We start from the raw sequence: 24729 nt of genomic DNA, 5'->3' as shown, positions 1-24729 counted from the left end.
GGTCGGTAGTCCCTCAGTTGCTCTTGGCGGCCTTGAACTGCTCGCTCCAGCCGAATTCCACGAAGCGCAGCTTCTTGTCGGTCATGGCCTTGAGATCCGGCAGCGTCAGGGACGCGAGGACGGCGAGCTTCTCGCACGCCACGGGCGCCTGGGACGTCTTGCAGAGGGAGGTGAGCGACGCCTTCTCGACGGTGATGTACTCGTACACCAGGTCCGCCTTCGGGATGCCGTAGGAGAGCAACCCGCTGGCGTGGGCCTCGATGGCCGAGCACAGCTGCGTCGCCCGGGCCTTGGCCTGCGCCACATAGGCAGCGGGCGTGGTGAGCGGAGCCAGCTTGGCCTGGCTGCTCGCGCACAAGGTGCGCGACTGCGTGAGCGACTCCTCCACATGGAATACCTGGAGGTTGAGCGCGAAGCGGTTCATGTCGTTCTCCGCCTGCGTGAGCGCCGCGATGACGGGATCGACGACCTGCTCGGCGGCCAGCAGCGCCTGCACCGACGAGAGGGTCTGCTCCAGCGGATAGCGGCCCGTCTTGAGCAACGCGACCCGGACCCGGGCGAGTATCACCTGACGGGAGGTCTGGGCCACGGTCTCGTGCCGGGCCATCCGGCTCGTGGGAATCTGCGACGTCTGGGTGATGGCCGTGCGCAGCTCGTTCTCGCGCTGGGTGAGCGCCTGCACCACGCTCGCGTACTGGCTGAGCTCCGGAGGAACGGCGGCGGTGTTCGCCGGACCGAGCAACTCCAGGGCTCCGTCGGCGGCGGCCTTCACGACCTTCGCGTCGTTCGACAGCCGCAGCAACCCGTCGTGCTGGTCGCGCAGCAGTTGCTGCAGCTCCGCCTCGAACTGCGCATACGAGATGTTCTTCTGGAGATCCGCGAGCGCCATCACCTTGTACCAACCCAGCACCCACTGCTGGGAGGCCTTCTCCCACGCCTCGACCCGGGAGCTGATGTTGCCGGACTGGGTCAGGAAGAGGGCACGGGCCTGACGGTAACGCCCATGGCGCTGCGACTGATTGATGGCCGAGGAATAGGCGCGCAAGGCCTGCTCCTCCCGCACGGCGAAATCATCGCCATTGGCGGCCGCGGCGATTCCTGGCGCCGCGAGCGAGCCTGTCAACAACAGACACATCATCCAACGTCTCATGGTACTCCCCCACTCTGCATGGAGCGATGGACTCCGCCGGCCCGGGTCGCCGCCATGCCAGTCCGGCCCATGGGCCAGACCCTGGTTGAATTGAACGGCCGGATCTCTTCCCCAAGACACACGAAGGCCCTCACGGACGCGGCCGGCGATGCCGGTGCCCCCGGAAAGAGCCCTCGTGGACCCATGTGGCTTGTCGGGAAACGGTGGACGGCTAGGCCGCCGGAACATTGGCGAGCGCGTCCACGAGGGACTGCTCCGCCTGCTGCTGCCAACGGATGAAGCGGTTGACGAGGTTCTGTCCCTTGACGACTTCCGCGTCGAGTTCCTCGCGGAGGTCGGCGACGACTTCCTCACCCGACTCGGCCAGTTGCTCGTTGGAGTAAGGAGGCGGAGCGTTGGCGAGTGCGCTCTTCACCGAGTCGAGCATGACCTTGTAGTGGATGTTGGTCGGGAAGGCGGCGACGAGCCCCTCGAGCTTGTCCCGCAGGAGGATGAGCTTCGAGTCGTCCCAGGACGCGAGCGCCAGGTAGTCCTTGGACAGCAGGTACTGGTTGGCGAGCAGGCCGATGATCCGGGCCTGGGACTGGGCCTGGGACGTCCACAGCACCAGGGTATTGCCCGAGGGGAAGACGGTGGCCTTGGATACCGTCAGCGAGCAGCCCGGCTTGAAGCTCAAGCGCTGGGTGGCCAACGGGTCCGGATCATACGACTCGACCCGGCCACTGCCGTTGAGCGTGAGCGTCGCGTTCCGGGCGCCCATCACGAAGGGCACGAACTGCTGCCCCGTGGAGACCCCGACGTACACCGAGTGACCCGTGCAGGCGAAATCGTAGGTGACGGTGTACGTCGTCTCGAAGGTGGTGCCATCCTCGACCACGGGCGTGGCGAAGGGCAGCTTGAGCAGCGTGCACTTGTTCAGGATGAACCCGCCGTTCTGGCAGGACAGCAGGTTCTCACCGAAGGCATGGGCCTCGGCGCCCAGCAGACAGACCGCGGCGGCGGCGAACGAAAGGAAAGGCTTCATGGCAGTCACCTCCTAGAACACGGGGTAGGTCGTCACCTGCACGTCGTTCACGAGGAGCTTGCCACCCTCGTAGAGGTCACACACGCTGTAGCGGACCTCGTCTCCGTTGTTGACGCTGATGCTCCCGAAGTTCGTGTTTCCCTGGGCCGAGGGATTGTCCAGACGGCCGTAGTAGGACACCCACCCATCCGGGTAGTACGCCCGGGGCTGAAGGGTCATCAGACCCGTGTGCACGTAGCTGCGAACCTGCGACGTGGTGCCATTGGGCCGCTTCACCTCGAGCTGAAGCCGCAGCACGGTCTGATCGATGTGCTGCACCGGGTGGAGGTCTCCCCACCACTCCAGGGTGAAGTGAGGAAAGGCCAACGCCTGCCCATTCCCATGGTTCACCTGAAGCCACGGGGTGGTGATGAAGCACCCATTGCGCAGCTTGGAGTCACGAGGGACCAGATACCCCCCGCCCTGAAAGCTGCCGAACGAGTTGGAGATCGTGAAGCCCGAGGGGTTCACCTTGTAGTTGAGCCCACCGTTATCGATGAACGACACCTCGACCGGCTCCTCCGCGGCGGAGACACCCGAGCTGAGCAGAACGGCCATGGCCAGGACACTTGAGATCTTCTTCATTGAGAATGCTCCATCCACCGAGAGGACGACGTCGACTGCTGAGAAAGGGGTTCCAGGTACTCCGTGTCGCGATAGCCCAGGCGCACCGCCTCGATCTGCCCGTGCTTGAGCGGATCCTGATAGGCGCAACGGCCATTGGGCTGAGCGCTACAACCACCGGGAATCATCACCTCGCGAATGTTCTGGATGAGCGCGTTGGACATCGCATGTCCGCTGAACCGTGAATCCCCGTAGCGCAGATGAATGAAGCGCGAGAGGGCCAGGGGCGTGATCCACGAGGTGGTGGTCCGGGTGATGGGGAAGATGTCGACGCCGAACACGTTCACCTGGAGCAGCGGCGTCGCGTTGTAGTTGAAGGGACGGCTGGGCAGCACCCCGCTGTTCAGATAGAGGTCGACGGTCTGCCGCGCCGGCCATCCCGTCAGGGACGAAGAGCCCCTGCCACTCGCATCCAGGCCCGACTCGAGCGAGGTGAAGAATCCCACCAGGAGCCGGTTGGGGTATTTCGCCAGGGGAAAATCAAAGGGGTTGTCCTGGACGTTGGAGGCGTCGATCGACGCCTGCGCGGCGAACACACCGGGCGTGTTGTAGAGCGCGTCGACGATGGGCTCGTAGGCGTTCAACTTCTTGCGAAGGAGGCTGTCGCTCGGCGTGGCACCACCGCAGGACTGCGCCCATCGCCCCCGCATCGTCTCGAGCGACTCTCCCGCGCTGACATTCACGAAGCGCACGTTGTGCGCGCTCATGAGCTGACGAAGACTGTCCGCGACACGCTGGGACCTGGCGCGCAGACGCGAGATGGAGTCACTGGTCCCCGAGGTGTCACAGAACTCCGTGAGCGCGAACTGGGAGTATTTCAGCTGATCGAGCACCACGACGGGTTGATGCGGGTTGGACTCGATGAGGGCCGAGAAGACGTAGTTGCCGTGGCCCGCGCCCTGGAAGGAGTAGTTGACGTAGACGTTCTCCACGGGGGCCCCGAGTGGACGGAGCCATTCAGCCGGGATGAAGTCCGGAGAGGCGAACTCGCTGAGCGTCTCATGGAGAACCACCGGGGCGTGCCAGGAGAAGGAGACAGGAGAGATGCCGCCCCCCGAGTCCGCCCGGTAGAATCCCTTGAGCCGGTTCTTGTAGCGGATGGCCCGGGGCGGCAACTCCGGGAAGTCATCGATGATGAGGATGGCCTCTCCGGTGTTCTCCGCCATCGAGAACTCGTTGGGATCATAGGGGAAATCCCCCCAATCACACACGGAGTCGTCCGGCGCGGTCTGGAAGCAGGTATCCGCTTCGACCTGGGCCTTCCGGGCCGCGATGCGATCCTTGAGCGACTGAGGAGGAAGGCCCGCGTCCTCGGGCTGTAACGGCCGGGTCTCGGCGGAACACGCCGTAGTGGAGATGAAGAACGAGGCGAAGGAAGTCAGCAGGAAGGGGCGGAACATGGACTCTCAGCGATCCAGAAGGGCGGCGGTCATGGAAGCGGCACGCTCACGGCCAAACTGCTGCCGGAGGCGGATGAAGAGGACCTCGTCATACAGCGACTTCACACGAGGGGAACTGGTGGGCGAGTAACCCATCGCGCTCACGAGCCGGGAGTTCCCGTCGGAGAAAGCCTCCACGCCCTTGACCTCAATGTAGGCCCGAACCATGTCGCGCAAGTCAGCGGACCGGCCCGCGTCGAGGGGAGTGGTTCCATCATCCGACTGGGACAGTTGTTGAGCAACGGCCTCGGTGGAGCGCTCCAACGGAGCCGCGTCTCCCTTGCGCGCGGCCGCCTTCAAGACATCGATCGAGAAGAAACGGGCTTCCGCCTGGCTCTCCCCAAAAGCTTCCCGGGCGAAGGACGGATCCGTCAGGGTTCTGGCGGCGATGTCCACGCCCTGGGAGGTCTCGAGAACACGCGCCACCAGGCGCTCCCGGGACAGCCGCTGGTTGTAGAGACCCTGCACGGCGAGCATCTCCCGATACACCCCTGACACCTTCGCGATTTCCTCCGGAGCGAAGCCACCCACTGTCTGGGGAACGACGGGCTCGGGAATCCGCGCGAGGCGCTCGCGAGCGGTCTTGGCCGCCTGGACCTCCATGCGGGCCATGGCCTCGGTCGGCGCGGCCACGGACTTGAGGACGGGCTGGGGAGTGGGCGGCGCGGAAACAGGGTCGCCGCGAAATGCGAATCCAATGACGAGCGCGGTCGCGACCAGCGCGGCACCCGCCCACTTTGCCTTGCCAAGGGACATGGTTGTTCTCTTTGGGAGACGGAGAGCCCGACGAGGCGGCCAGGCAAGGCACCGCGCTCGTCGGACGGGGGGAAGCAGCGAGGCTCAGCGACGGACGGCGATCGAGCCGAGTTCCCGGCTCAACTGGTTCTGCCAGGCCAGATCGCCCACGAGCACACCCTCGGCGGCGATGATGTGGCCGGCCAGATCCTGGGCGTCGACCTCGAAGTTGTGCACGTCCTCCGTGGTGTACTCGAAGCGCAGGTTGTTCACGCGGACGAGCGAGCCATCCAGGGCCACGAACTCGGCGCCGGCGCTCAGGCTGCGCGCCTCGACGACCCGGCCATCGCTCAGGAGCATGCCGTGGTTCTGCGTCACCTTCAGGGAGTGTCCGTTGGAGAGCTCGAAGACGAAGAGGGCCGGCTTCTCCTCACCCTTCGTGGAGACCTTGATGGACTTCGCGTTGAAGGAAGGCCGGCTCAGCGTGGCCTCCTCGTTGAGCGAGAAGAGCGAGGTCTCGCTCGTGATCTGCTTGGCGGGAACCCACGCGGAGACGCCCTGCTTGTTCTGCGTCAGGATGAGGGAGTTGGCCTCGAAGCACCCGCACTTGCAGACCGCGCCGATGGTGTTGTGGCGGTCGATGACCGGGTAATAGCCGTTGTTGAGCCCCCAGTAATAGGTCTCCGCGGTGATGAGGTTCTGGCTCAGACCCCAGTCGAGCTCCTCCTTGCACTCGTTATAGCTGATGCCTCCCACGCAACGTCCCGCCTGGTCACTCATGGCACCCAGGCTCTGGAACTGGGCGAGCGTCATCGGCACCGCGGTCTGGTGCATGTCACCCGCTTCGGCCTGGTCCTCTTGATTCACCAATTCCCGCGTGGTGTTTCCAAGCGTATCGGCTCCATCAGTCCCCGGTGCCGCACCACAGCCCAGAGCGGAGAGAGTCATTCCAAGCCACACGGACAGCGCAAAGCCACTGTTCTTCTTCATACAGTGCTCCTCAACGGCTGGTTTTGATGTCGAGCGGGAATACCGGCTCGTCCGGCGCTCCTGGCGGACCTGCACTGCTCGCAGCGGGAATGGACGGGTCACTACAAACGGGTACCGTCTCCCCCCCCCATGGAGTGATCACGCACGTCTGCCTGGGAGTTTCCTCCCTCGAAGAGGGTGTTGCCCTCTTGGGAACGGACTCTTCTCACAGGTCTTACTGCTAGTGCAACTAAAATTGTTCTGTAGGATATAACCCGAATTCCAAGGTGAGAACAATCATTACCCAGATGCGAATTTTTCACCCCCAGCGAAACAGGGAAGCGGAGAGCATTGAACAGTTCGCACCCGGCGTGATGACCGCTACCTGCGCACAATGTCGCCGGATGAAGGCCAAGCCCCCCAGCAGTTGCAGACCGCGGCGATGTTGTTGCTTCTATCAATGTATGGGTAGTAGCCCCTCTGGAGCCCCCAGACGTAGGCATCGTAGGAGAGAAGGCCTTGGGAGTAGGCGTAGTCGAGTTCCTCCACGCACAGTTGGACGTTGGTCGTGCCGCATCTCGAGGAATTGCTCACGAGCGACTGGAACACGGCGAGGCTCATCGGCACCACGGTCTGGTGCATGTCCCCGGCGGCACCCCGCCCTTCATCCTGGGACAACCCCTGCACGGAGCGTCCAATCACTTCGCGCTCATCGGGGCCTCCGGGGCCGCAGCCCAGAGCGGAGAGAGTCATTCCAAGCCACACGGACAGCACAAAGCCACTGTTCTTCATACCGTGCTCCTCAACGGCTGGTTTCGAGGTCGAGAGGGAACACCAGCTCGCCAGCGTTCCTGGGCGGACGCGCGATGCTCTCAGCGGGAGTGGGTGGGTATTGCCAAACGGGTACCGCCGTCTCCACCCCCCTCGGAGTGACGCGCGCACGACCCTGCCTGACCTCTTGAGTCCGGACTTCTCGCACAGAACTTCCCGCTCTAGCAACTAAAATCGCTCTTTACGGGATGGCCTGAATTACCCGGAGAGAGCAGGAGTTGCGTCCATCCGAGCGGGGACGCTAACGGCCGCGCAGCACCTTCAGCGCGGCGGTGAAGTCCGGAGGCAGCGGGGCCTCCACGCGCAGCATCTTGCCCGTCCGGGGATGGGGGAAGGCCAGCTTCCACGCATGCAGCGCCTGACGGCCAACGAGTTCCTGCGCCTCGGCGGCCCCGCCCTTGGGTTTGCGGCCCGAGCCATAGAGGCTGTCACCCAGCAGGGGGTGGCCCGCCTCGGACAGGTGCACGCGAATCTGGTGCGTGCGGCCCGTGAGCAGGTCCACCTCCACCAGCGCCGCCCCGTCGAAGGCTTCCCGCACCCGGTACAGGGTGAGCGCGGGCTTGCCCTCCTTCACCTTGCCGGTGAAGCGCTGACGATTCACGGGGTGGCGGCCATAGAGCGTTTCGATCCGCGCCTCCGCGGCCGTGGGCGTGCCGTGCACGAGCGCCAGGTACGTCTTCTCCACCGTGCGCGTCTTGAAGGCCTTCTGCAGCGCCACCAGGGCGGTCTCGTGCTTGGCCACCACCAGACAGCCCGTGGTGTCCTTGTCCAAGCGGTGGACGATGCCCGGGCGCAATTCGCCGCCCACTCCGGCCAGGTCCTTCACCCGGTGCAGCAGCGCGTTGACGAGCGTGCCCGACGCATGTCCCGCGCCCGGGTGCACCACCATCCCCGCCGCCTTGTCCACCACGACCAGATCCTTGTCCTCGTGGAGCACGGTCAGCGGCAGTTCCTCGGCCACCGGCACCGCCGGCGTGGGCGGGGGGACCTGGAGCAACAGCCGCTCGCCGCCCTTGAGCCGCGCCGAGGCCTTGGCGGGCTTGCCGTCGACCTGGACGTGCCCGGCCTCGATGAGGCCCTGGAGGCGCGAGCGCGTGAACTCGGGGAACACGCGCGCGAGCGCTTGATCCAGCCGCTCGCCCCGGGTCTCGGGTGGGGCCAGATGCTCGCGCGCGCCAGGCGCTACCAAATCTTCGACTTCACGTGCGCCTTGGAGCGCAGGACGATGTCGTTGATGGCGCGCTCGAAGAAGTTCATGCGCTGGAAGATCTCCGAGCTGACGCGGCTCTTGTAGAGCTCGCGGCCTTCCTCGAGCTCCTCCTTGAGGACCTCGAAGAGGTTGTCCTGCTCGATGCCCTTGATGATCTTCTGCTCGTTGTAGAGCGAGATATCCGAAGCAATCGCGCGGGCCAGTCGCATGGCCTTGATCTTTTCTTCTTCCGTCATTTCCGCACTTTCTAGGCACCCCCTCGGGGGGTGTCAATATCGTTGACGGTGAGGACGGGCCCTGGACCCGACCGCTCGTTTCAGCGCCGTTTCTTGGCCACCGAGGAAACCAGCTCCATGTAGCTGCGAGACACGCGGAGCGGATCCAACCCGAGCTCGCGCGCGATGCTCATCAAGATGCCGCGCAGGTAGACGCTCGCGGGCAGGACGTCATAGCGATCCGCCTCGATGTTCTCCACGTGACGGACCGAGATGCGGGTGCGCTCGGCGAGCAGCTGCAACGACACGCTGCGGCCCTCGCGCACCTTGCGCAGCAGCTCTCCGTTGAACTCGGCATCGGCGGGCACATCGACAATCGTCTTGAGGCGCGTGCGCGAGTCGCGCACCTTCATCGCCACCTGGGCGAGCGCCGACTCCGCGGTGGCGATGGCGGACGCCTGGGCCAGCACGGGGGCCTCGCCCAGCTGCTGCCCCGAGAGCGTCCGCGAGACCGTCCGCGGCCGCTCCCCCTCGGGCCGCCCCGCGGGGGGGCGGACCACCTTGCGCGTGGGCAGAGGCGGCGGAACGGCGCCATGGCGTCCCACCGGTGCGGTGGGCCGGGCATGAATCAGGGGCTTGGCGGCGGCCGCCAGGGCCGCGGTCACCGAAGCCACGGGAGCCGGAGGGGCCTCCACGATGGGCACGGGAGGCGGGACCCGAGCCACTTCCGGTGTCACCTCGACCACCGGCGCCACCTCGACCACCGGCGAGGCTTCCACCCCGGGAGTGACGGCCTCCGGAAGAAGCGTCTCGGCCACCGGCGCGGCCTCGACGGCGGGCGTCGCCAGCACGGGGACCGTCTCCACCACCTCCAGCAGATCCTGGGGCAGGACCTCCGTGGGCGCTTCCTCCTGGGTGACCTCCGGCCCACTCCCCGGCGCTTCCTCGGCGACGACGGCGCCTCCCGCCGCGCGCCGCAGGGATTCCGCCTGCAAGCGGGCCCATTCCTCGGGAGAACGCGTCACGCCCAGTGTCCGGTCGTATTCGAGGCGCTGCTCCAGCGCGCAGAGGACATCCCGGGCCTGGGTGAGGCGCTGGCGCAGGGCGTCGATCTGCCCGGGGTCCACCAGGGTGTACACGGCGATGGAATCGGGCGAGTACGTCTCCAGGGCGCGCTCGTAGGCCCCGAGGATCTCCTCCTGGGTGGCGGAAACGGGTACTTCCAGGAGGTCGTAGTAGGACTGCTGCTCGAAGTGGTTCATGCTTCGCTCCTCACCCCGTCACTGAATCCAGTGCCAACAAGCGCTCGGCGATGCCCTGAAGCCCCAGCGCCGCGGGAGACTCGGGCTTGTCGAGCACGATGGGACGACGCTTGCGCACCGCGCGCCAAGCGTCGTCGTCATAGCGGATGGCGCCAAAGTCATCCATGTCCAGACCGAAGAACTTCTTCCACGCGGAGACCACGGCGGAGCCTACCTTCATGTCCGCGTCCGTGCGCGCCTGGTTGAGCACCAGCTTCACGCGGAACGCGGCGAGTTCCGCCTCCAGCCGGTTCGCGAGCGCGGCGTTCTGCTGGCGCACGTGCTGGACGATCTCCAGCGGGGTCTTGTTCGCGCCCTCGCGCGTGGACAGGGCACGCTCCACCCATCGCTCGATGCCGTACTCGGACTCCACCTGCTGCAAGCGCCGGTAGAAGGCGGCCTTGACGAAGCGGTAGGCGTTCTCCACGGAGGTGGGCTCGGGCAGGAGCACCAGCACGCCATGGTCCGCGATGATGAAGAAATCGAGCGTGTTGAAGCTGGAGCCCGCGCCCAGATCCAGGATCAGGTAGTCCACGGATTGGGTCTGCAGACTGCGCAGGAGCCGCTGCTTGTGAGCGTATTTGATGTTGGCCGCGTCCAGCACATCCAGGGCCCCGGCGATCAGCGACAGGTTGGGCACGCCCGTGGGGAGGATGACGTCCTCGAGCCGCGCCTTGGGCCGCAGCAGGAAGTCGGACAGCGTCGCGGTGGGCTGGGCCACGCCCAGGCAGGTGTGAAGATTGGCGCCCCCCAAATCCGCGTCCACGAGCAACACCCGCTGTCCCCTGGCGGCCAGGGCGACCCCGAGGTTGGAGGACACGAGCGACTTGCCAATGCCGCCTTTGCCTCCCCCCACCGCGATGATGCGATGAGGACGCGCGCGCGGGTTGCCCGTGGGTTCCACGGGCACGGGGGGATGAGGGGACGAGGAGGCGGCGGAACGGGCTGAGTTCAAGGCACCCGTATCAAAACCCGTCCCGGGCCCGGCGTCGACTCCCTGACCGGAAGCCAGCGGCCGGAAGCCCCCTCCATCAGTCATCCAGCAGTTCCACGTTCCAGTACGAGGCATCCGCCAGATTGAGGAACGGCAGCCACTCCCGGTAGGTGACGCGGCGCGATGCTCCCCTGAAGAAGGGCGTCCAGCGAGGCCGCACGGGCGTGCGCAAGAGCTTGATGCCCGCCTGCTCGGGTGTACGTCCGCCCTTGCGCAGATTGCACGGCACGCACGAGCACACCACGTTCTCCCAGCTCGTCTTCCCGCCCTGGGAGCGCGGCAGGACATGGTCCAAATTCAACTCCGAGCGCGGGAGCTGGCGAGCACAATACTGGCAGGTGTCGTGGTCGCGCGCGTAGATGTTGAGCCGGGAAAAGCGCACCCTCCCCCGGGGCAGGTACTCGTAGGCCGAGAGCACCACCACCCGCGGTACGCGGATGCTCCGATTGATGGTGTGGATGGAATCGTGCGCGGTGGATGCACTCAGCGCCGCCCAGTCCTCGAACTCATACAACCGGTACTGCGAGTCGATGGCCTTGGCCACCCCGAGATACAGCAGCAGGACGGCCCGCTTCACCGAGGTGACATGGACGGGTTGGTAGTTGCGGTTCAAGACGAGAACGGCACTGTTCAACATGGTTGCCTTCCCTGCGAAGCCATGGCGACGGCGTCGGCGACCAGCGGAAGGTCCTCCTCCGCCAGACAACGAACATCGAGAACCACCTCTCCGTCCGAGATCCGCCCGATCACCGGAACCGACGCCCCCCGAAGACATTCCAGAAACGCAGCGGGCTCTCCTAGAGTGAGGATGCACGCGAAGGACGGCAACCTGGCCAGCGGCATCGCTCCTCCCCCTACCTGTCCGGAAGTGGAAGACACACGGGCGTGTATGTCTTTCTGGGACAGCAATGCGAGCAGCCGCCGCGCCCGCGCCTCGAGGACTTCCACGGGCCAGGTGAGCAGCCGCCACGTGGGGACGGCTTCCGCGCACCCATCCCGGTACAGCTCGAGGGTGGCCTCCAGGGCGGCGACTGTCATCTTGTCGACACGCAGGGCCCGGGTGAGGGGATGCTGGCGGATGCGGGCGAGCAACGCCGAGCGGCCCACGATGATGCCGGCCTGCGGGCCTCCCAGGAGCTTGTCTCCGGAAAAGGCCACCACGTCCGCCCCCGCGGCCACGGTGGCGGGCACGGTGGGCTCGGGGGTCAGCCCCTCTCCCACCAGCGGCAACAACGCGCCCGAGCCCAGATCCACCACCACCGGCACGTCCCGCGCGCGGCCGAGCGCCGCCAGGGCACCCACCTCCACCTCCTCGGTGAAGCCCACCAGCGCGAAGTTGGAGCGGTGCACCTTCATCAGCACGCCCGTGTCCGGTGAGAGGGCCGCCTCGTAGTCCGAGCGCCGGGTGCGGTTGGTCGTCCCCACCTCCACCAGCCGCGCGCCGGACTGCTTCATCACGTCCGGCACCCGGAAACCGCCGCCGATCTCCACCAGCTCTCCGCGCGAGACGATGGCCTCGCGGCCCGACGCCAGCGCCGCGAGCACCAGCAGCGCCGCGCCCGCGCAGTTGTTCACCACCAGGGCGTCCTCGGCGCCCGTGAGCTCGCGGAGCAGCTCCACGACGGGCGCGTAACGGCTGCCCCGCTCCCCCTCGTCCAGATCGTACTCGAGGTTGCAGAAGCCCCGCGCCACGGAGGCCACCCGCGCCACGGCCTCGGTGGCCAGGGGCGCACGGCCCAGGTTCGTGTGCAGCACCACGCCGGTGGCATTGAGCACGGGCCTCAGGTTGGGCGTGGCGAGCAGGCGCAGCGCCTCGTCCACGTCCGCGTCCTCGAAGGGCCGGGCCTCACCCGCGAGCAACCGCTCGCGCACATTCGCCACCGCCAGACGCAGCGCCGCGACGGCCCGGGCACGTGGCAGTGACGCCAGACGCGCCTCCAGGGAGGGGCGATGCAGGAGCTGCTCGATGGAGGGCAGCGCACGCAGCCGCGCGTTCTTCCCTCCGTCGCTGGTCGAGGGGACACCCATGCCGACAAGTGTAGAAGCCAGCGGACGTGTTCGCCACCCAACCGCCCCGCCGCCTGTCGCCCCCCGGGAATCGGCGCATGGGCGACGTTCGTTGGTCGAGGGAGGGTGGGAATTCACTCGCATTGCAAATGCGCGAGGGTCCTCTTAGATTCAGGGCCCTTTCTGCCACTCGGCGCTCCGATGGCGGCTCTGGCATCGCGCGCCAGGCCGTAAGACGCCCGGGGTGGCCTTTGTCCGCGGCCCAGGCCCCCGAGACGCACCACACGGGGTCGCACTGGGCGGAGGAGAATCCAATGAGTGTGATGGTGGTGTCCCTGCTGGGCATCGTGGCGTTTGGCGGCGCTTTCCTGCTTCTGGGAGGGGAATGGTGGAGTTCGAGCCGCGGTACCCTCAAGGACGACAAGCCGAAGCACCCCCCCAAGAAGTAACCCCCTGGCCCCACGCTCGACCCAGGGCTTCCCCTCCAGATCCCTCTCCTAGCCAGGCGGGCTAGTCATTGGTGAGGGAGTCCGTCTCGCGCTTGATCTCACCCTTCCACGTCTCCGCGTCCTTGCCCGCGCCCACCCGGGCCGCCTTCGCCGCGCGCTGCCGCTCGACGAGATCCGCGTGGGTGGAGAAATACGGCAGGCTCCGGCCGACCATGTCCCGCACCGACTCGATGTGGTGGTCCACCATCACCTTGCGCAGTTCCTCCTGGAGCTTGCCGATGACCTCGTACCCCTGGAGCATCGCGCCCGTGCAGACCTGCACGGTGTGCGCGCCGAGCAGCAGGAACTGAGCGGCATCGAAGCCCGTCTCGATGCCTCCCATCCCGGAGATCGACGTGCCAGGCAGCGCCCGGGCGATCTCCATCACATGCCGGAGCGCGATGGGCCGCACCGCCGCGCCGGAGTAGCCACCCGGCACCGTCCAGCCCTCCACGGTGGGCATGGGCCGCAGGGTGCGCAGGTCCACTCCCGCGATGGACAGAAGGGTGTTGATGGTGGACAAACCATCCGCGCCGGCCCGCACCGAGGCCCTGGCCGCGGGCACGGGATGACCCACGTTGGGCGTCATCTTCGCCCAGACCGGAATCCTCGCCACCTCCTTCACCCAGCCCACCACCTCCTCGCAGATCGAGGGATCCTCGCCCATCGCCGCGCCCATCTTCCGCTCCGGCAGGCCGTGCGGACAGGAGAGGTTGAGCTCGAACGCATCCACCCCCGTCTCCTGCACTTCGCGGACGATCCGCTGCCAGGCCTCCTTGCGGTACTCCTCCATGATGGAGGCGACCAGCACCTTCTTCGGATAGGCCTTCTTGAGCTGCCGGAACTCCTCCAGCCACGTCTCGAAAGGCCGATCCGACACGAGCTCGATGTTCTCGAAGCCGATGACGATCCGCGCGTCCTCGCGTGCCTTGACCTTGACGTAGCGGGGCGCGGTGTTGATGGCCTTGCTGGCATCCAGGCTGATCGTCTTGCAGACCACCCCACCCCACCCCAGGTCGAACGATCGGGCGATCACCCGGGCATTGGTTCCCGGTGGGCCCGAGCCGAGCAAGAAGGGGTTGTCGAACTCGATTCCATTGACGGTGGTCTTCAGGGAGGGAGTCATGGGCGGCTCTCGAATCAGGGGCGAGGGAAAATCTCCTCGGAGAGTACAACCCACATAGCCTGGAGGTGAACCCCTCCCCGTCAGACCAGGCCCGCCTACCGGCTGGCGGCCTCGATCGCGGGCGCCTTGAGCGGCTGGGCGTAGAGCAGTTGATAGGTGTTGTACGAGCGCAACACCCGCTTGATGTAGCCGCGCGTCTCCGCGATGGGCACTTCCTCCACCCACGCGTCCAACTGCATCCCCGGACGGTCCGCGCGCCACTTGTCGATGGCCAGGGGACCCGCGTTGTAACTGCCCACCGCGAACGCCGTCTGTCCGGGGAAGCGCTTGATGAGCGAGCCCAGGTAGGCCGCGCCCAAGCGGATGTTGAGCTCCGGCTCCAGGAGCGCCTGCGTCGAGGGCTTCTTGAGCTTGAGCTGACGCGCCACCGCCTGCGCCGTGGTGGGCATGAGCTGGGTGAGGCCCAACGCGCCCGCCCAGGAGAGCGCCTTCGGATCCAACGCGCTCTCCTCGCGCATCAGCGCCTGGAGCAGGTCCGGCTCCACTCCCGCCGTCTTCGTGTGCTTCTCGATGAGCTCCCGGAAGGCGTTGGGGTAGGCCACCTCCCACAGGGGCCGCGTCTGGGGCGTGATAGGGCCGCTCAGCTCCCGGCGCAGCGCGATGCGGGCCACGCCATGGGCTCCGCGCTCATCCCCGGCGAGCGCCAGCAGGTGCACGAGCAGACGAAGGTTCTCCGCGGGCAGACCCACGCGGTTGATGGCGAGCAGTTCCGAGGACACCGCCTCCGGGAAGCCCAGGCGCAACAGCTCCACCGCGGCCGTGAAGTGCGGGTCCTTCTCCATTCCCCCCGCATGCAGGGGCCACGGTCCCCGGCGCTCCTGCTGGGTGAAGTCCAGCTGGGGCACGAGCAGTTGCAGCCGCGCGGGGTCCACCTCGCCCAGGCGCGTGCGCGCCACCAGCCCGTAGTAGGTGGCCGGGAAGTCCAACGCGAGCGATTCGAAGAGCGCCGCCGCCCGCGCCTTCTTTCCCTGCTCCTGGAGCGTCCGCGCCCGCCAGTAGCGCGCGCGCTCCACGTCGTTCGTCTCGTCCGCGTCGGCGAAGCGCTTCTCGATCTGTTCGAGCGTGGGGATGCCGCCGTCCGCCGCCTTCTGCGTGCGGGAGATCCAGAAGTCCTTGAAGAGCGCTTCGCCCAGGTAGTCGCCCTGGGGGTAGAGCTGGGCGAGCGTGCGCAGGCGCTCGGAGGCCAAGTCCAGGCGGCCCGTCTTCACATACAGGTCCGCGGCGAAGAAGAGCGCGTCATCCGCGAAGGAGTGCTCGGGGAAGTCGCGGGCCAGCCGCTCATACGTCTCGGGGCCCTTCACCTGATCCACGATGGAGCGCGAGGAGCCGAGCACGTAGAGGGCTCGGGGCAGCAGATCGCGGTCCTGGCACGTGGTCGTCACCGGGGTGAGCGCGGCGATGGCGCGCGTGTGCTGGCGCTCCTTGCGCAAGGCCTTGCCGTAGGCGAAGTGGGCCCGGCACGCGAGCGCGTCCGGCATCTTGAGCGAGGGCAACAGGGGCTCGAGCAATTCCAGGCCCTGGCGGTTGCGGTGCAGCTCGATGAGCTGTTCGGCGCGCACCACCTTCATCTCCAGGGGCGCCTGCTGTCCCTTGAGCCGCGCCTCGGCCTGCTTCGCCAGGGGCGTGAGCGGGTGCTGGGCCCACAGACGCCAGAGGAACTCACGCTCGCGCGTCTTGTCCTTCTTCTCCGCGGCCAGATCCGCGCTGGCCAGCAGGGCCTCGGCGGCGACATTGCGGCCCCACGCGGGCGAGGTGCGGCCCGCCAGGGGCGCGAGCGCGGCGAGCGCGCCCTCGCTGTCCTTCGTCTTGCGCAGGACACGGCCGAGCGCCAGACGGGCGTCGGCGTACAGCCGGGAGGTGTCGGGCACCTGGGCGAGTACCTGGGCCGCCTCGGCGAAGCGCCCGAGGGATTCCAGGGCCACGCCGGCATGGGTGAGGCAGCGGTCACGCAACGCCGGGTAGTCGTTGGCCAGGGCGCGCATCTCCTCGGCGGCGCTCGCCACGTCCCCACCGCGCACGGCGCTCAGGGCGCGCAGGTAGCGCACGGGCAGAGCGTCCCCCTCGGACGCCAGCAACTCGCGGGCACGCGTGTAGAAGCCCTTGTCGAAGGCCTCCTTGGCCTGCTGGCGCTTGCCCTCGGCGAAGTAGGGCGCCAGTTCCTCCAGACCGTAGGCGCGGCCCGGAGAGGCGACGGGGGCTTGGGGCGGAGCGGGCGGAGGGTCACCCGGAAAGGCCGGGTTGAGCACTTCCACGTACCCCGGCGGCATGACGATCTTGTCCGCGTCCGGGAGGGGTGACAGCTGGGCCTCGGGTGGCGCGGTGCCGGTGACGGCCCGGGGAGACGCGGGGGGCGCCTCGGACGCGTCAGCGGGCGCCTGGGTGAAAGCCAGCGAGGTGGCGGTAGCGGCGGCGGCGAACAGGGGGAGCAGGACTTTCATACGGGCGAGGCCCTCGGGGCAGGGGCCGGGACAGCGGAGACAACGGGAAGCAGGGGAAAAATTTCCGCGACGCCGGGGAGGTTAGACTCTCCAACCCGCATGGACATCCGGACACAGAGCGCGCTCCTCGCATCCATCATCGGTCTGGCACTCGGTGTGTCCATGTTGTTGAGGGCGGCACGTCCACGGGTCCTCACGCTCTACTCCGTCTTCGCGTTGACGTTGAGCGGCTACTACCTGTCCATCTTCTTCCACAGTCTGTTCGCGTCGGCGGGCTACCCGTGGGTGACGCGGGTGGCCGTGGGCGCCACCATTCTATCGGCTTCGCTCGTTCCTGGCGCGGCCGTGGCGTTCTTCCTCGAATTCCTGGGCGTCAGCAAGGGAACCCATCTGCTCGGCCGGCGGCTCGCCGTCCTGTCGGCCGTCTTTGGCCTGGCGGTGGCGGTGTCGCCCTTGGCCCAGAAGGGCTGGGCGCGCGTCGCCATGGGGACGTGGGTGCTCGGGGCGCTGCTGGCCTCGGTGTCGTTGCTCCTGCGTCGTATGAGCACCACCGAGTCACGCATCGAGCGGCTGCGTCAGATGTACCTGGCCATCGGCGCCGGCGCGGCCATCCTCTTCAGCGCGTTGGATCTGCTCGAGCGCGTGGGCCTGCCCTTCCCCACTCCGCTGGGCCCCATCTTCACCACGCTCTACCTCTTCTTCCTCGCCCAGACGCTCCTGCGGCTGCGGCTGATGGACCTGCACGAGCTGCTCGGGAAGATCGTCTCGCAGACGGTGCTGGCCTCCATCCTGGCCGCGGTCTTCACCGTGCTGACGATGTGGGTGGACAAGAACAACACCTCGCTCTTCGTCTTCAACACGGTGGTGGCGGCCTTCGTGCTGCTCATCCTCCTGGAGCCCTTGCGCGCGAAGGTGGAGGAGCGCGTGGTGGCCCTCTTCTTCCGCGAGCGCTTCGAGCTCCTGCGGGTGCTCGGCGCCGCGCGGGCGCGCATGGCGGGCGTCATCGAGATCTCCGAGCTGGCGCGCCTGGTGCTCGATGCGTTGCACGAGTCGGGGCGCATCACCCACGCCTCGCTGTATCTGCTGGCCGAGGATCGGCCGGGCTACCGGCTCCTGGACGCGCGGGGGCCGGCCCCGGTGCCCTTCCTGGACACGGGCGCGGCGCGCGGCGTGCTCTTCGCGGTGGCCTCGGGGCAGAAGGCGGTGCTGCTGGAGAACGTGGAGCGGCGCAGCGCGGTGATGCGGCAGCAGGCCGTGGAGGGCAAGCGCTTCCGGGACGAGCTCAAGCGGCTCAACGACACGCGCTCGGCGCTCGTGCAGATGAAGGCCGGCATCACCGTGCCCCTCTTCGGTGGAGACCGGGTCATCGGCTTCCTCAACCTGTGGGACGAGCGGGTGCCGGAGGCGTACGCCTCGGACGAGATCGCCCTCATGCTGGAGATGGCCGAGCGGCTGGCGACGGCACTGGAGAACTCCAAGCTGTACGAGACCATCCGCGAGCGCGACCGCCTGGCCGCCCTGGGAGAGATGGCCGCGGGCCTGGCCCATGAGATCCGCAACCCCCTGGGCGCCATCAAGGGCGCGGCGCAGTGTCTGGATCCCAAGCGCCTGCCCGGCGAGGAGGGTGAGTTCCTGGAGGTCATCGTCGAGGAAGTCAACCGGCTCAACGGGGTGGTGTCCGCGTTCCTCGACTACGCGCGGCCCCTCAAGCAGACGTTCGGTCCCACGGACCTCAACGAGGTGGTGACGCGCACGGTGCGGCTCATCCAGAACGAGCTGCCCAAGCACATTGAACTCAAGGTCGAGCAGGAGGAGGCCCTGCCCCGGGTGGAGGCGGACGCCGAGCAGCTCAAGCAGGTACTCATCAACCTGGTGCAGAACGCGATGCAGGCCCTGGGAGCGGAGGGCAATGGCTGCATCACGGTGAGGACGATCCGGCCGGACCGGTTCAACGAGTTCCGCCCCGCGGGCGACTCCTTCGTCGAAGTGCACGTGTCGGACACGGGACCGGGTGTTCCCCCCGAGCAGCAACAGCACATCTTCGTCCCCTTCTACACGACGAAGCAGAAGGGCACGGGACTGGGGCTGGCCATCTCCCAGCGCATCGTGAAGAACCATGGCGGCACACTCGCCGTGCAGAGCAAACCGGCCGAGGGCGCCACGTTCATCATCCGCCTGCCCGCCCCTCCCTCCGAGCCCCTCCCCGTCCCGGAGCCCCATCACCTGGACGGAACGCCCTTTCCCCCCTCCAAACCCGCCGAGGCCCTCTCCCCCGATGGCACGCCCCGGCCCTCCAAGTCCGAGCGAAAGTCCCGGCGAGAGAAAAAACGCCGAGCGGTTTGAGAAGCGGCCGTCCTCATCCAGGGACGAGAAGGGCCGCGACGGGTTCGCACCTGGCTTGCAATGCCCGGGTACGCCGCATGGGGGCGTGCCGGACTCCTTCATGGCGGCCATTCCGCCGTAAGGAGACACGCGATGTTCAGTCGTTCCACGCGGTCGCGCGCCCTGGCGCTGACGGCCCTCCTGGTGAGCGCGAGCGCCACCGCCACGACCATCAACCAGAACACCTCCTGGACCATCTCCCGGACGGAGTCGAACCCGACCTGGCGTGTCGTGGCCTATGGGGATTCCCTCTACGCGGGCTACAACGGCAACCTGTTCAGCGTGGCCAAACGCGCGGGGCCGCTCGTGGATGGCGAGTACCTGGCCCACGAGTGGAAGGCGAATATCGAGGTCGTCCGCCGCGCCCGTTCCGGCGCCCGGGCCGACGACATCTACGAGAACAAGATCCTCGCGGAGAAGTCCTACATGCAGGCGAACACCACCCGCGTGGTGACGTTCGAGATGTGCGGCAATGACTACCTGCAAGCGCGCTCGGCGTTCTCCGCGCAGAAGGGAACGTGCGACTACACCGGGCTGGACGCGGCCCTGGCCAACTGCACCCGCTACACGGAGAAGGCCATGCAGGCCATCAACCAGTACGCGACCCAGGCCCGGCTCAAGGTCGTCGCCAACCTCTACTACCCGGGCTTCGACGCGGACAACGTGCCCACCACCTGCACGGACGCCCAGCAGAAGCCCGTCAACAAGCGCGAGAAATTCCTCCCCTACGTGGTCACGAGCAACTGGCGCACGTGTCACCTCGCGGAGCAGTACGGCTTCCAGTGCGCGGACGTGTTCGCCGAATTCATGGGGGCCGACTACGACGGCAACGGGGATGGACAGATCGATCGAGACGCCCTGCTCTACATCCCGGGAGAGAGCGAGTCCGCCTACGTCTCCCGCGTCACCGGCACGCTTGGCGCCACCCTTCGCGACGCCAATACGCACTTCGTCGACGCGAACACCAGCTACGACTACCTGCAGTCGGACAACGTCCACCCCACCCACTTCTCCTCGGCCACCATCTCCCTGGGATTCTTCTCGGGCACAGGCACGGGCTCGGGCCCCTCGGACTTCCCGGATGCCCAGATCTCCGAGGGGAAGAATCCCCAATGGAATGGGTGGGGCCACGAGCGCATGGGGTGGCGTCTTTCCACCTTCAACCTCACGGCACCGTGAGACGCCGGGGCCTCACAACAGGAATTGAGCCCCCAGCAGGGTCAGGGAGCCCGCGTAGTACAGCACCGCGCAGGCCACTTCCGCGAACCGGCGCACACCGCGCGCGCGAGCCGGGCTCACCCACGTCGCCGCGAACGTCAGGGCCTCCACCGGAAGGCGCCAGAGGGCGGCGTACAGCACCAGCATCGCGGCGAAGGACACCCAATAGGTGAAGAGGCTCTGCAGGTAGGGCGCGAGTCCGTACATCTGGTACTGCCCGAACGGTCCGCCATAGGTGATGTACTGGTTGGCCCGGAACATGATGCCGCCGGGGAGCAATGGAAACAGGACGAACTTGAACCCTCGGAGCAGCGCGCCGTGCCGCATGACCGTCGCTCGCGCGTGGACGAAGGCGGTGAGGGGATGGCGCGCTTCCTCCCTCGCTCCGGCCATCCGCTGACCGAGCGCCTCCAGCAGGGGAAGCGGATCCTCCACGCGCAGACCCACCCCCAGCGAGCGCCCCGAGCGCATCCGCCAGGACAGGCCCGCCGCGGGCCAGGGCAGCCGCCAGCTCCGGACGGACTTCACCGAATCGGAGGGGATCTCGATCCGTTCCCCACGGCGCTCCAGCACGAAGCGCTCTGGCTCCAGGATGAAGGTGGCGGCCGTGAACCCGCGCAGGAGCCGTTCGAGCCCGAAGAACACGCCCGCCAACAACGCGAGCCAGCCCGACAACGATGGCGGCCGGGGGTTCGCCGAACCGTCGAAGGTGAATTCAAGGACGACCACCGCCGAGGCGAAGAGCGCGGCCAGTCCCAGGGTCTGGAGCACGCCACTGGCGATACGTGAAGCACGGGTCCAGGCATGAACGTGGAAACGCGGTGCGTCAGCCAGGGCCTGAGCGGGAGGATCCCGAGGTGCATCGACGAGCGGGGTGATCATGGGAGCGGATTGCCGGGGCGTCGGGGGGTCCGTAGCATACGGGGCCCGGCGAACAGGGGCGACAATGGCCGCGCGGCCTCCCATTTACGAGCGACAAGTCGATCAAGACGGCGTGGTCCGCATCCAGAAGAAGCGCACGGGGGGAGGCCTGTGGCTCGTCTGGCTGGCGCTCGGCTTCACCGCCCTGTGCGTGGCCCTGGGCCTCTGGCTCGAGTCCCCTTCGGACTCCGAATCCCCCCCTCCGGAGCGCGTGCCCGCGCGCGTCGTGGAGCGCGCTCCCGCTCCGCCCTCCGTGCACCCGGCGCCAAGGACGATGCCTCCGCCTCCGGTTCCCGCCCAACCCCAGGCCGTCGTCGAGGACGCCGTCGCCCAGGGTCCAGCGGAAGGGCTCGATCTCTACCGGCCGGGGACCAAGCCCCTCAAGCAGGGCATCATCGTGCCCGAGGACTTCGAGCTGCCGCCCGGGTACGTGCGCCACTACCAGGCCACGGACGAGGGGGAGCGCGTGCAGCCCATCCTCATGTTCCACCCGGATTACCAGCCGCTCGACGCGGACGGCCAGCCCATGGAGCTGCCCGCGAACCGGGTCGTCCCTCCGGAGCTGGCGCCTCCGGGCATGCCCCTGGACATCCTGGAGCTGCCCTCGGGGCCCGAAGGGGTGGAGCCCATTCCATGAGTCCGATCGCGGCACGCGCGCGGTGGGCGGGCACCGTCTTGCTCGGCGCCGTCGCCAGCGCGGCCCTCGTGGCGTTGTTCTCCCGGCTGGAGGCCCGGTGGGTGGGCGTGTGCTGGGTGGCGCTCGTGCCCTGGTTGTGGATCCTGGACCGGACGCGCTCCTGGCGCGAGGCCTTGTTCGCGGGAGGCGCGTTCGCCCTGAGCTTCACCGCCGCCGTCTTCGGCTGGTTCCCCGAGGCGCTGCACAGCTATTCCCAGGCCCCCCTGCCCTTGTGTTGGCTCGCGCTGCTCGCGCTGGCCCCGCTCATGGAGTTGCAGTTCTTCACCTTCGCGCTCGTGCGTCACCACCTGCGGCGCACCGTGTCCACGGGTGCCTGGTGGCGCATCCCGCTGTTGAGCGCGCTCGTGTACGTGGGCACCGAGGCACTGTGCCCCAAGCTCTTCGCGGAGACGCTGGGCCAGGGATTCTTCCCCTCGGAGTCGCTGCGCCAGGTCGCGGACCTCGCCGGAGCGCATGGCCTCACGTTGATGTTGCTGCTCGGCAACGAGTGCGTGTTCGCCGCGGGCAAGGCGCTCGTGACAAGACAGGGCGCGCGGCGCGTCCTGGCCCCCGTGGCGGTCCTCGTGGTGCTGCTCCTGGGCGGCGTCGGCTACGGGACGTGGCGCATCCATCAGGTGGCCCTCGCGGAGGCCCGGGAGCGACCCCTGGTGGTGGGTGTCGTGCAGGCGAACATCACGAAGTACGAGAAGCTCGCGGCGGAGCTGGGCACGTACGACGTGGTGCGGATGATCCTCGATACCCACTACCAGCTCTCGGACGCGCTGCTGCGCGAGCGGCCGGTGGATCTGCTCATCTGGCCCGAGACGGTGTACCCGACGACCTTTGGCACGCCCAAGAGCGAGGCGGGCGCCGAGTTCGACGCGGAGCTGACGGGGTTCGTCTCGGAGCACCGGGTGCCGCTGCTCTTCGGCACCTACGATCTGGAGCAGGAGCGGGAGTACAACGCCGCCATGTTCCTGGGCCCCGGGCGAGAGGGCACCCTGACACGCTCGGCCTACCGCAAGACGATGCTCTTTCCGCTGACGGAGTGGGTCCCCGAGGCGATCGACACGCCCTGGCTGCGCGAGCGGCTGCCGTGGACGGGCTACTGGAAGCGGGGGCCCGGTCCGCGCACGCTGGCCGTCTCCCTGCGCGAGGGCCGGCCACTCACGCTCGCGCCGCTCATCTGCTACGAGTCCATCTTCCCCGACTACGTGGCCGAGGAGGCCCGCCAGGGCGCGGAGCTCATCGTCACCCTGTCCAACGACTCGTGGTTCCAGGGCACGCCCGCGCCTCGGCTGCACCTGATGCACGCGGGGTTTCGCAGCATCGAGACGCGGCTGCCGCAAGTGCGCGTCACCAACTCGGGCATTTCCGCGCTCATCAGCGCCACGGGTGAAGTGCTCGCCGAGGTGCCGGATGACCACCGCGCGAGCCTCGCCCTGACGGTGCCCGTCACCCCTCGCCTGTCCACGGTGATGGTGGTCTGGGGGGACTGGCTGCGACCCACCGCGCTCGGGGTGAGCCTGCTGTGGCTGCTCGTGCCGGGAGTGCTCGCCCGGCGCCGTGGCAAGACGGGGGGCTACTTCCGCGCGGCGTGAGCCTCGACTTGGCGCCACACGCGGAAGACGTTGCCCGAGGCGAGCTTCTCCAGGTCCGCCTCGCTGTAGCCCCGCTCCAGCAGGACGCGGAAGAGGTTCGGGTACTTGGACACGTCCTCGAGCCCCACCGGAAGCGTGGGCCCCACCCCATCGAAATCCGAGCCCAGACCCACGTGGTCGATGCCCACCCGCTTCACCACGTGGTCGATGTGGTCCGCCACGTCCTCGACCCGGGCCCGAGGGAGCGGGTGCTCGCGCAGGTAGGACTCGGCGAAGGCATCCACCGCGGCGGGGGTGACGGAGGGGTTACGCTCCTTGAAGGCCTGGATGACCCCGCGAATCTCCGCCTCCGCGGCTCTGGACTCCTTCGTGAGGAAGCCCGAGCCGAAGTTGATCATCACCACCCCGCCCTTGGCGGCCACGGCCTGGATGAGCTCGTCGCTGAGGTTGCGCTCGAAGCCGGGCGTGAAGTGGCGGCACGAGGAGTGCGAGGCGATGACGGGCACCTGGCTCAACTCGAGCACCTGGCGCACGACGTCATCGGACACGTGGGCGATGTCCACCATGATGCCCACCCGGTTCATCTCGGCCACGACCCGCCGGCCCAGGGGGCTGAGCCCGTTCCAGGTGCGCTTGCCCTCATTATAAGAGGAGTCGCCGAGCGCGTTGTCCTTGGAGTGCGTGAGGGTGATGTAGCGCACGCCCCGCCGCTGGAAGTGCGCCACGTTCTCCAGCGAGTCCTCCAGGGCGGAGCCGTTCTCGATGCCGAGGGCGAAGGAGAGCTTCCCCTCCCGCGTGTTGCGCTCGGCGTCATCGGGCGAATAGGCCAGGGCGAACTTCTCCGGCGAACTCCGGGCCAGACCCTCCACCAGATCGATCAACCGATCCGCGCGGATCTTGGACTCACCGGGCTGCGTCTGGAGGTCCGCGGAGATGTAGATGGACATGAAGGCCACGTCGAGCCCTCCCTCCACGGCGCGGGGATAATCGAAGTCCCCCTTCGGCGTGCGCTGGGAGATGTCCTCGGTGAGCGAGCCATCGGGGACCAACGAGGCGCCGAGCCGGTAGGGCACGTCGATGTGGCCATCCGCGATGATGAGGCGCTGGGCCAGGGCCCGGCTCCGCTCGGAGAGATCCGTGGAGGTCGCGGAAACATTCCCGCCATGGACACAGGCGGAGGTAATGAACAGGGACAGGCCAAGGAACGCGCGGAGGGGTCTCATGGTCCGTCGCTTAGCCCTTTTCGAGGCGGATGGGGGACCGGGATGAATAAAGTGCCGA

At 67.6% G+C, this 24729-nt stretch carries 22 protein-coding genes; 5 read left to right on the top strand and 17 right to left on the bottom strand.

Annotation, left to right across the window (positions count from 1 at the left end; genetic code table 11):
- Nucleotides 1-13 precede the first annotated feature (13 nt).
- The 13 genes from MEBOL_RS32600 to selA form a co-directional block, all read right to left on the bottom strand.
- Entirely contained in the window at nucleotides 14-1150 is a 1137-nt protein-coding gene (locus tag MEBOL_RS32600; RefSeq protein ID WP_157823797.1) for a hypothetical protein, read from the bottom strand.
- 211 nt (nucleotides 1151-1361) lie between these two features.
- Entirely contained in the window at nucleotides 1362-2174 is an 813-nt protein-coding gene (locus MEBOL_RS32595; RefSeq protein ID WP_095981095.1) for a hypothetical protein, read from the bottom strand.
- Between the two features lie 12 nt (nucleotides 2175-2186).
- On the bottom strand, nucleotides 2187-2798 hold the full coding sequence (locus tag MEBOL_RS32590; protein WP_095981094.1) for a hypothetical protein: 612 nt from the start codon (nucleotides 2796-2798) through the stop codon (nucleotides 2187-2189).
- Nucleotides 2795-4237, bottom strand: coding sequence for a hypothetical protein (locus tag MEBOL_RS32585; RefSeq protein WP_179956334.1), 1443 nt, complete (start codon nucleotides 4235-4237; stop codon nucleotides 2795-2797). The genes MEBOL_RS32590 and MEBOL_RS32585 overlap by 4 nt, the downstream gene beginning before the upstream one ends.
- 6 nt (nucleotides 4238-4243) lie before the next feature.
- Nucleotides 4244-5032, bottom strand: a complete 789-nt coding sequence (locus MEBOL_RS32580; protein ID WP_245919024.1) for a hypothetical protein — start codon at nucleotides 5030-5032, stop codon at nucleotides 4244-4246.
- A gap of 84 nt (nucleotides 5033-5116) precedes the next feature.
- A complete protein-coding gene (locus tag MEBOL_RS32575; RefSeq protein ID WP_245919022.1) occupies nucleotides 5117-5845 on the bottom strand; it encodes a Hint domain-containing protein in 729 nt (242 codons plus the stop codon).
- A 516-nt stretch (nucleotides 5846-6361) separates the two neighbouring features.
- Nucleotides 6362-6682 carry a hypothetical protein gene (locus MEBOL_RS32570; RefSeq protein ID WP_218920834.1) on the bottom strand — a complete coding sequence of 107 codons (321 nt, stop codon included), beginning with the start codon at nucleotides 6680-6682 and terminating at the stop codon, nucleotides 6362-6364.
- Between the two features lie 370 nt (nucleotides 6683-7052).
- On the bottom strand, nucleotides 7053-8000 hold the full coding sequence (locus tag MEBOL_RS32565) for an RluA family pseudouridine synthase (protein WP_095981092.1): 948 nt from the start codon (nucleotides 7998-8000) through the stop codon (nucleotides 7053-7055).
- Nucleotides 7994-8257 (bottom strand): hypothetical protein, encoded by a 264-nt coding sequence (locus MEBOL_RS32560; protein ID WP_095981091.1) that lies wholly within the window; start codon nucleotides 8255-8257, stop codon nucleotides 7994-7996. Before MEBOL_RS32560 ends, MEBOL_RS32565 begins: the two co-directional genes overlap by 7 nt.
- 80 nt (nucleotides 8258-8337) lie before the next feature.
- Complete coding sequence (locus MEBOL_RS32555) at nucleotides 8338-9498, bottom strand: helix-turn-helix domain-containing protein (protein ID WP_095981090.1); 1161 nt, start codon at nucleotides 9496-9498, stop codon at nucleotides 8338-8340.
- 10 nt (nucleotides 9499-9508) lie between these two features.
- Nucleotides 9509-10393: a P-loop NTPase gene (locus MEBOL_RS32550; protein ID WP_425437655.1), complete on the bottom strand. Its 885-nt coding sequence runs from the start codon at nucleotides 10391-10393 to the stop codon at nucleotides 9509-9511.
- A gap of 175 nt (nucleotides 10394-10568) precedes the next feature.
- Entirely contained in the window at nucleotides 10569-11168 is a 600-nt protein-coding gene (locus MEBOL_RS32545) for an HNH endonuclease (RefSeq protein ID WP_095981088.1), read from the bottom strand.
- Nucleotides 11162-12559: an L-seryl-tRNA(Sec) selenium transferase gene (gene selA, locus MEBOL_RS32540; RefSeq protein ID WP_095981087.1), complete on the bottom strand. Its 1398-nt coding sequence runs from the start codon at nucleotides 12557-12559 to the stop codon at nucleotides 11162-11164. Before selA ends, MEBOL_RS32545 begins: the two co-directional genes overlap by 7 nt.
- A 293-nt stretch (nucleotides 12560-12852) precedes the next feature.
- On the opposite strand from selA, the gene MEBOL_RS43845 reads away from it, so the two are divergent.
- On the top strand, nucleotides 12853-12987 hold the full coding sequence (locus MEBOL_RS43845; RefSeq protein ID WP_281256605.1) for a hypothetical protein: 135 nt from the start codon (nucleotides 12853-12855) through the stop codon (nucleotides 12985-12987).
- 61 nt (nucleotides 12988-13048) lie between these two features.
- On the opposite strand, the gene preA is transcribed toward MEBOL_RS43845, so the two are convergent.
- Nucleotides 13049-14152 carry an NAD-dependent dihydropyrimidine dehydrogenase subunit PreA gene (preA, locus tag MEBOL_RS32535; protein ID WP_095981086.1) on the bottom strand — a complete coding sequence of 368 codons (1104 nt, stop codon included), beginning with the start codon at nucleotides 14150-14152 and terminating at the stop codon, nucleotides 13049-13051.
- A 95-nt stretch (nucleotides 14153-14247) separates the two neighbouring features.
- On the bottom strand, nucleotides 14248-16650 hold the full coding sequence (locus MEBOL_RS32530) for a transglycosylase SLT domain-containing protein (RefSeq protein WP_095981085.1): 2403 nt from the start codon (nucleotides 16648-16650) through the stop codon (nucleotides 14248-14250).
- A gap of 99 nt (nucleotides 16651-16749) precedes the next feature.
- On the opposite strand from MEBOL_RS32530, the gene MEBOL_RS32525 reads away from it, so the two are divergent.
- Together MEBOL_RS32525 and MEBOL_RS32520 are read left to right on the top strand one after the other, a co-directional pair.
- Nucleotides 16750-18993: a sensor histidine kinase gene (locus MEBOL_RS32525; RefSeq protein ID WP_095981084.1), complete on the top strand. Its 2244-nt coding sequence runs from the start codon at nucleotides 16750-16752 to the stop codon at nucleotides 18991-18993.
- A gap of 132 nt (nucleotides 18994-19125) precedes the next feature.
- Nucleotides 19126-20211 (top strand): SGNH/GDSL hydrolase family protein, encoded by a 1086-nt coding sequence (locus tag MEBOL_RS32520; RefSeq protein ID WP_095981083.1) that lies wholly within the window; start codon nucleotides 19126-19128, stop codon nucleotides 20209-20211.
- 12 nt (nucleotides 20212-20223) lie between these two features.
- Here MEBOL_RS32520 and MEBOL_RS32515 read toward each other — a convergent pair whose 3' ends face one another.
- Nucleotides 20224-21132: a hypothetical protein gene (locus MEBOL_RS32515; RefSeq protein WP_157823795.1), complete on the bottom strand. Its 909-nt coding sequence runs from the start codon at nucleotides 21130-21132 to the stop codon at nucleotides 20224-20226.
- Nucleotides 21133-21196: 64 nt separating this feature from the next.
- Between MEBOL_RS32515 and MEBOL_RS32510 the strand changes: the two genes are divergently transcribed.
- Entirely contained in the window at nucleotides 21197-21808 is a 612-nt protein-coding gene (locus MEBOL_RS32510) for a hypothetical protein (RefSeq protein WP_095981081.1), read from the top strand.
- On the top strand, nucleotides 21805-23448 hold the full coding sequence (gene lnt, locus MEBOL_RS32505) for an apolipoprotein N-acyltransferase (RefSeq protein WP_095981080.1): 1644 nt from the start codon (nucleotides 21805-21807) through the stop codon (nucleotides 23446-23448). Before MEBOL_RS32510 ends, lnt begins: the two co-directional genes overlap by 4 nt.
- Here lnt and MEBOL_RS32500 read toward each other — a convergent pair.
- Nucleotides 23430-24671 (bottom strand): dipeptidase, encoded by a 1242-nt coding sequence (locus MEBOL_RS32500; RefSeq protein ID WP_095981079.1) that lies wholly within the window; start codon nucleotides 24669-24671, stop codon nucleotides 23430-23432. The genes lnt and MEBOL_RS32500 overlap by 19 nt on opposite strands.
- Nucleotides 24672-24729: the final 58 nt, after the last annotated feature.

The organism is Melittangium boletus DSM 14713 (assembly GCF_002305855.1).
In the GTDB taxonomy this organism is placed as follows: domain Bacteria; phylum Myxococcota; class Myxococcia; order Myxococcales; family Myxococcaceae; genus Cystobacter; species Cystobacter boletus.
The sequence above is the reverse complement of the archived record's forward strand: the minus strand, read 5'-3'. Positions and strand labels throughout refer to the sequence as shown.

Coding starts and splice junctions, on each gene's coding strand:
- MEBOL_RS32580 (WP_245919024.1), bottom strand. CDS start 5,032: ATGTCCCTTGGCAAGGCAAAGTGGGCGGGTGCCGCGCTGGTCGCGACC.
- MEBOL_RS32560 (WP_095981091.1), bottom strand. CDS start 8,257: ATGACGGAAGAAGAAAAGATCAAGGCCATGCGACTGGCCCGCGCGATT.
- lnt (WP_095981080.1), top strand. CDS start 21,805: ATGAGTCCGATCGCGGCACGCGCGCGGTGGGCGGGCACCGTCTTGCTC.
- MEBOL_RS32500 (WP_095981079.1), bottom strand. CDS start 24,671: ATGAGACCCCTCCGCGCGTTCCTTGGCCTGTCCCTGTTCATTACCTCC.
- MEBOL_RS43845 (WP_281256605.1), top strand. CDS start 12,853: ATGAGTGTGATGGTGGTGTCCCTGCTGGGCATCGTGGCGTTTGGCGGC.
- MEBOL_RS32520 (WP_095981083.1), top strand. CDS start 19,126: ATGTTCAGTCGTTCCACGCGGTCGCGCGCCCTGGCGCTGACGGCCCTC.
- MEBOL_RS32515 (WP_157823795.1), bottom strand. CDS start 21,132: ATGATCACCCCGCTCGTCGATGCACCTCGGGATCCTCCCGCTCAGGCC.
- MEBOL_RS32525 (WP_095981084.1), top strand. CDS start 16,750: ATGGACATCCGGACACAGAGCGCGCTCCTCGCATCCATCATCGGTCTG.
- MEBOL_RS32600 (WP_157823797.1), bottom strand. CDS start 1,150: ATGAGACGTTGGATGATGTGTCTGTTGTTGACAGGCTCGCTCGCGGCG.
- MEBOL_RS32555 (WP_095981090.1), bottom strand. CDS start 9,498: ATGAACCACTTCGAGCAGCAGTCCTACTACGACCTCCTGGAAGTACCC.
- MEBOL_RS32530 (WP_095981085.1), bottom strand. CDS start 16,650: ATGAAAGTCCTGCTCCCCCTGTTCGCCGCCGCCGCTACCGCCACCTCG.
- MEBOL_RS32595 (WP_095981095.1), bottom strand. CDS start 2,174: ATGAAGCCTTTCCTTTCGTTCGCCGCCGCCGCGGTCTGTCTGCTGGGC.
- MEBOL_RS32590 (WP_095981094.1), bottom strand. CDS start 2,798: ATGAAGAAGATCTCAAGTGTCCTGGCCATGGCCGTTCTGCTCAGCTCG.
- MEBOL_RS32510 (WP_095981081.1), top strand. CDS start 21,197: ATGGCCGCGCGGCCTCCCATTTACGAGCGACAAGTCGATCAAGACGGC.
- MEBOL_RS32575 (WP_245919022.1), bottom strand. CDS start 5,845: ATGCACCAGACCGCGGTGCCGATGACGCTCGCCCAGTTCCAGAGCCTG.
- selA (WP_095981087.1), bottom strand. CDS start 12,559: ATGGGTGTCCCCTCGACCAGCGACGGAGGGAAGAACGCGCGGCTGCGT.
- MEBOL_RS32545 (WP_095981088.1), bottom strand. CDS start 11,168: ATGTTGAACAGTGCCGTTCTCGTCTTGAACCGCAACTACCAACCCGTC.
- preA (WP_095981086.1), bottom strand. CDS start 14,152: ATGACTCCCTCCCTGAAGACCACCGTCAATGGAATCGAGTTCGACAAC.
- MEBOL_RS32585 (WP_179956334.1), bottom strand. CDS start 4,237: ATGTTCCGCCCCTTCCTGCTGACTTCCTTCGCCTCGTTCTTCATCTCC.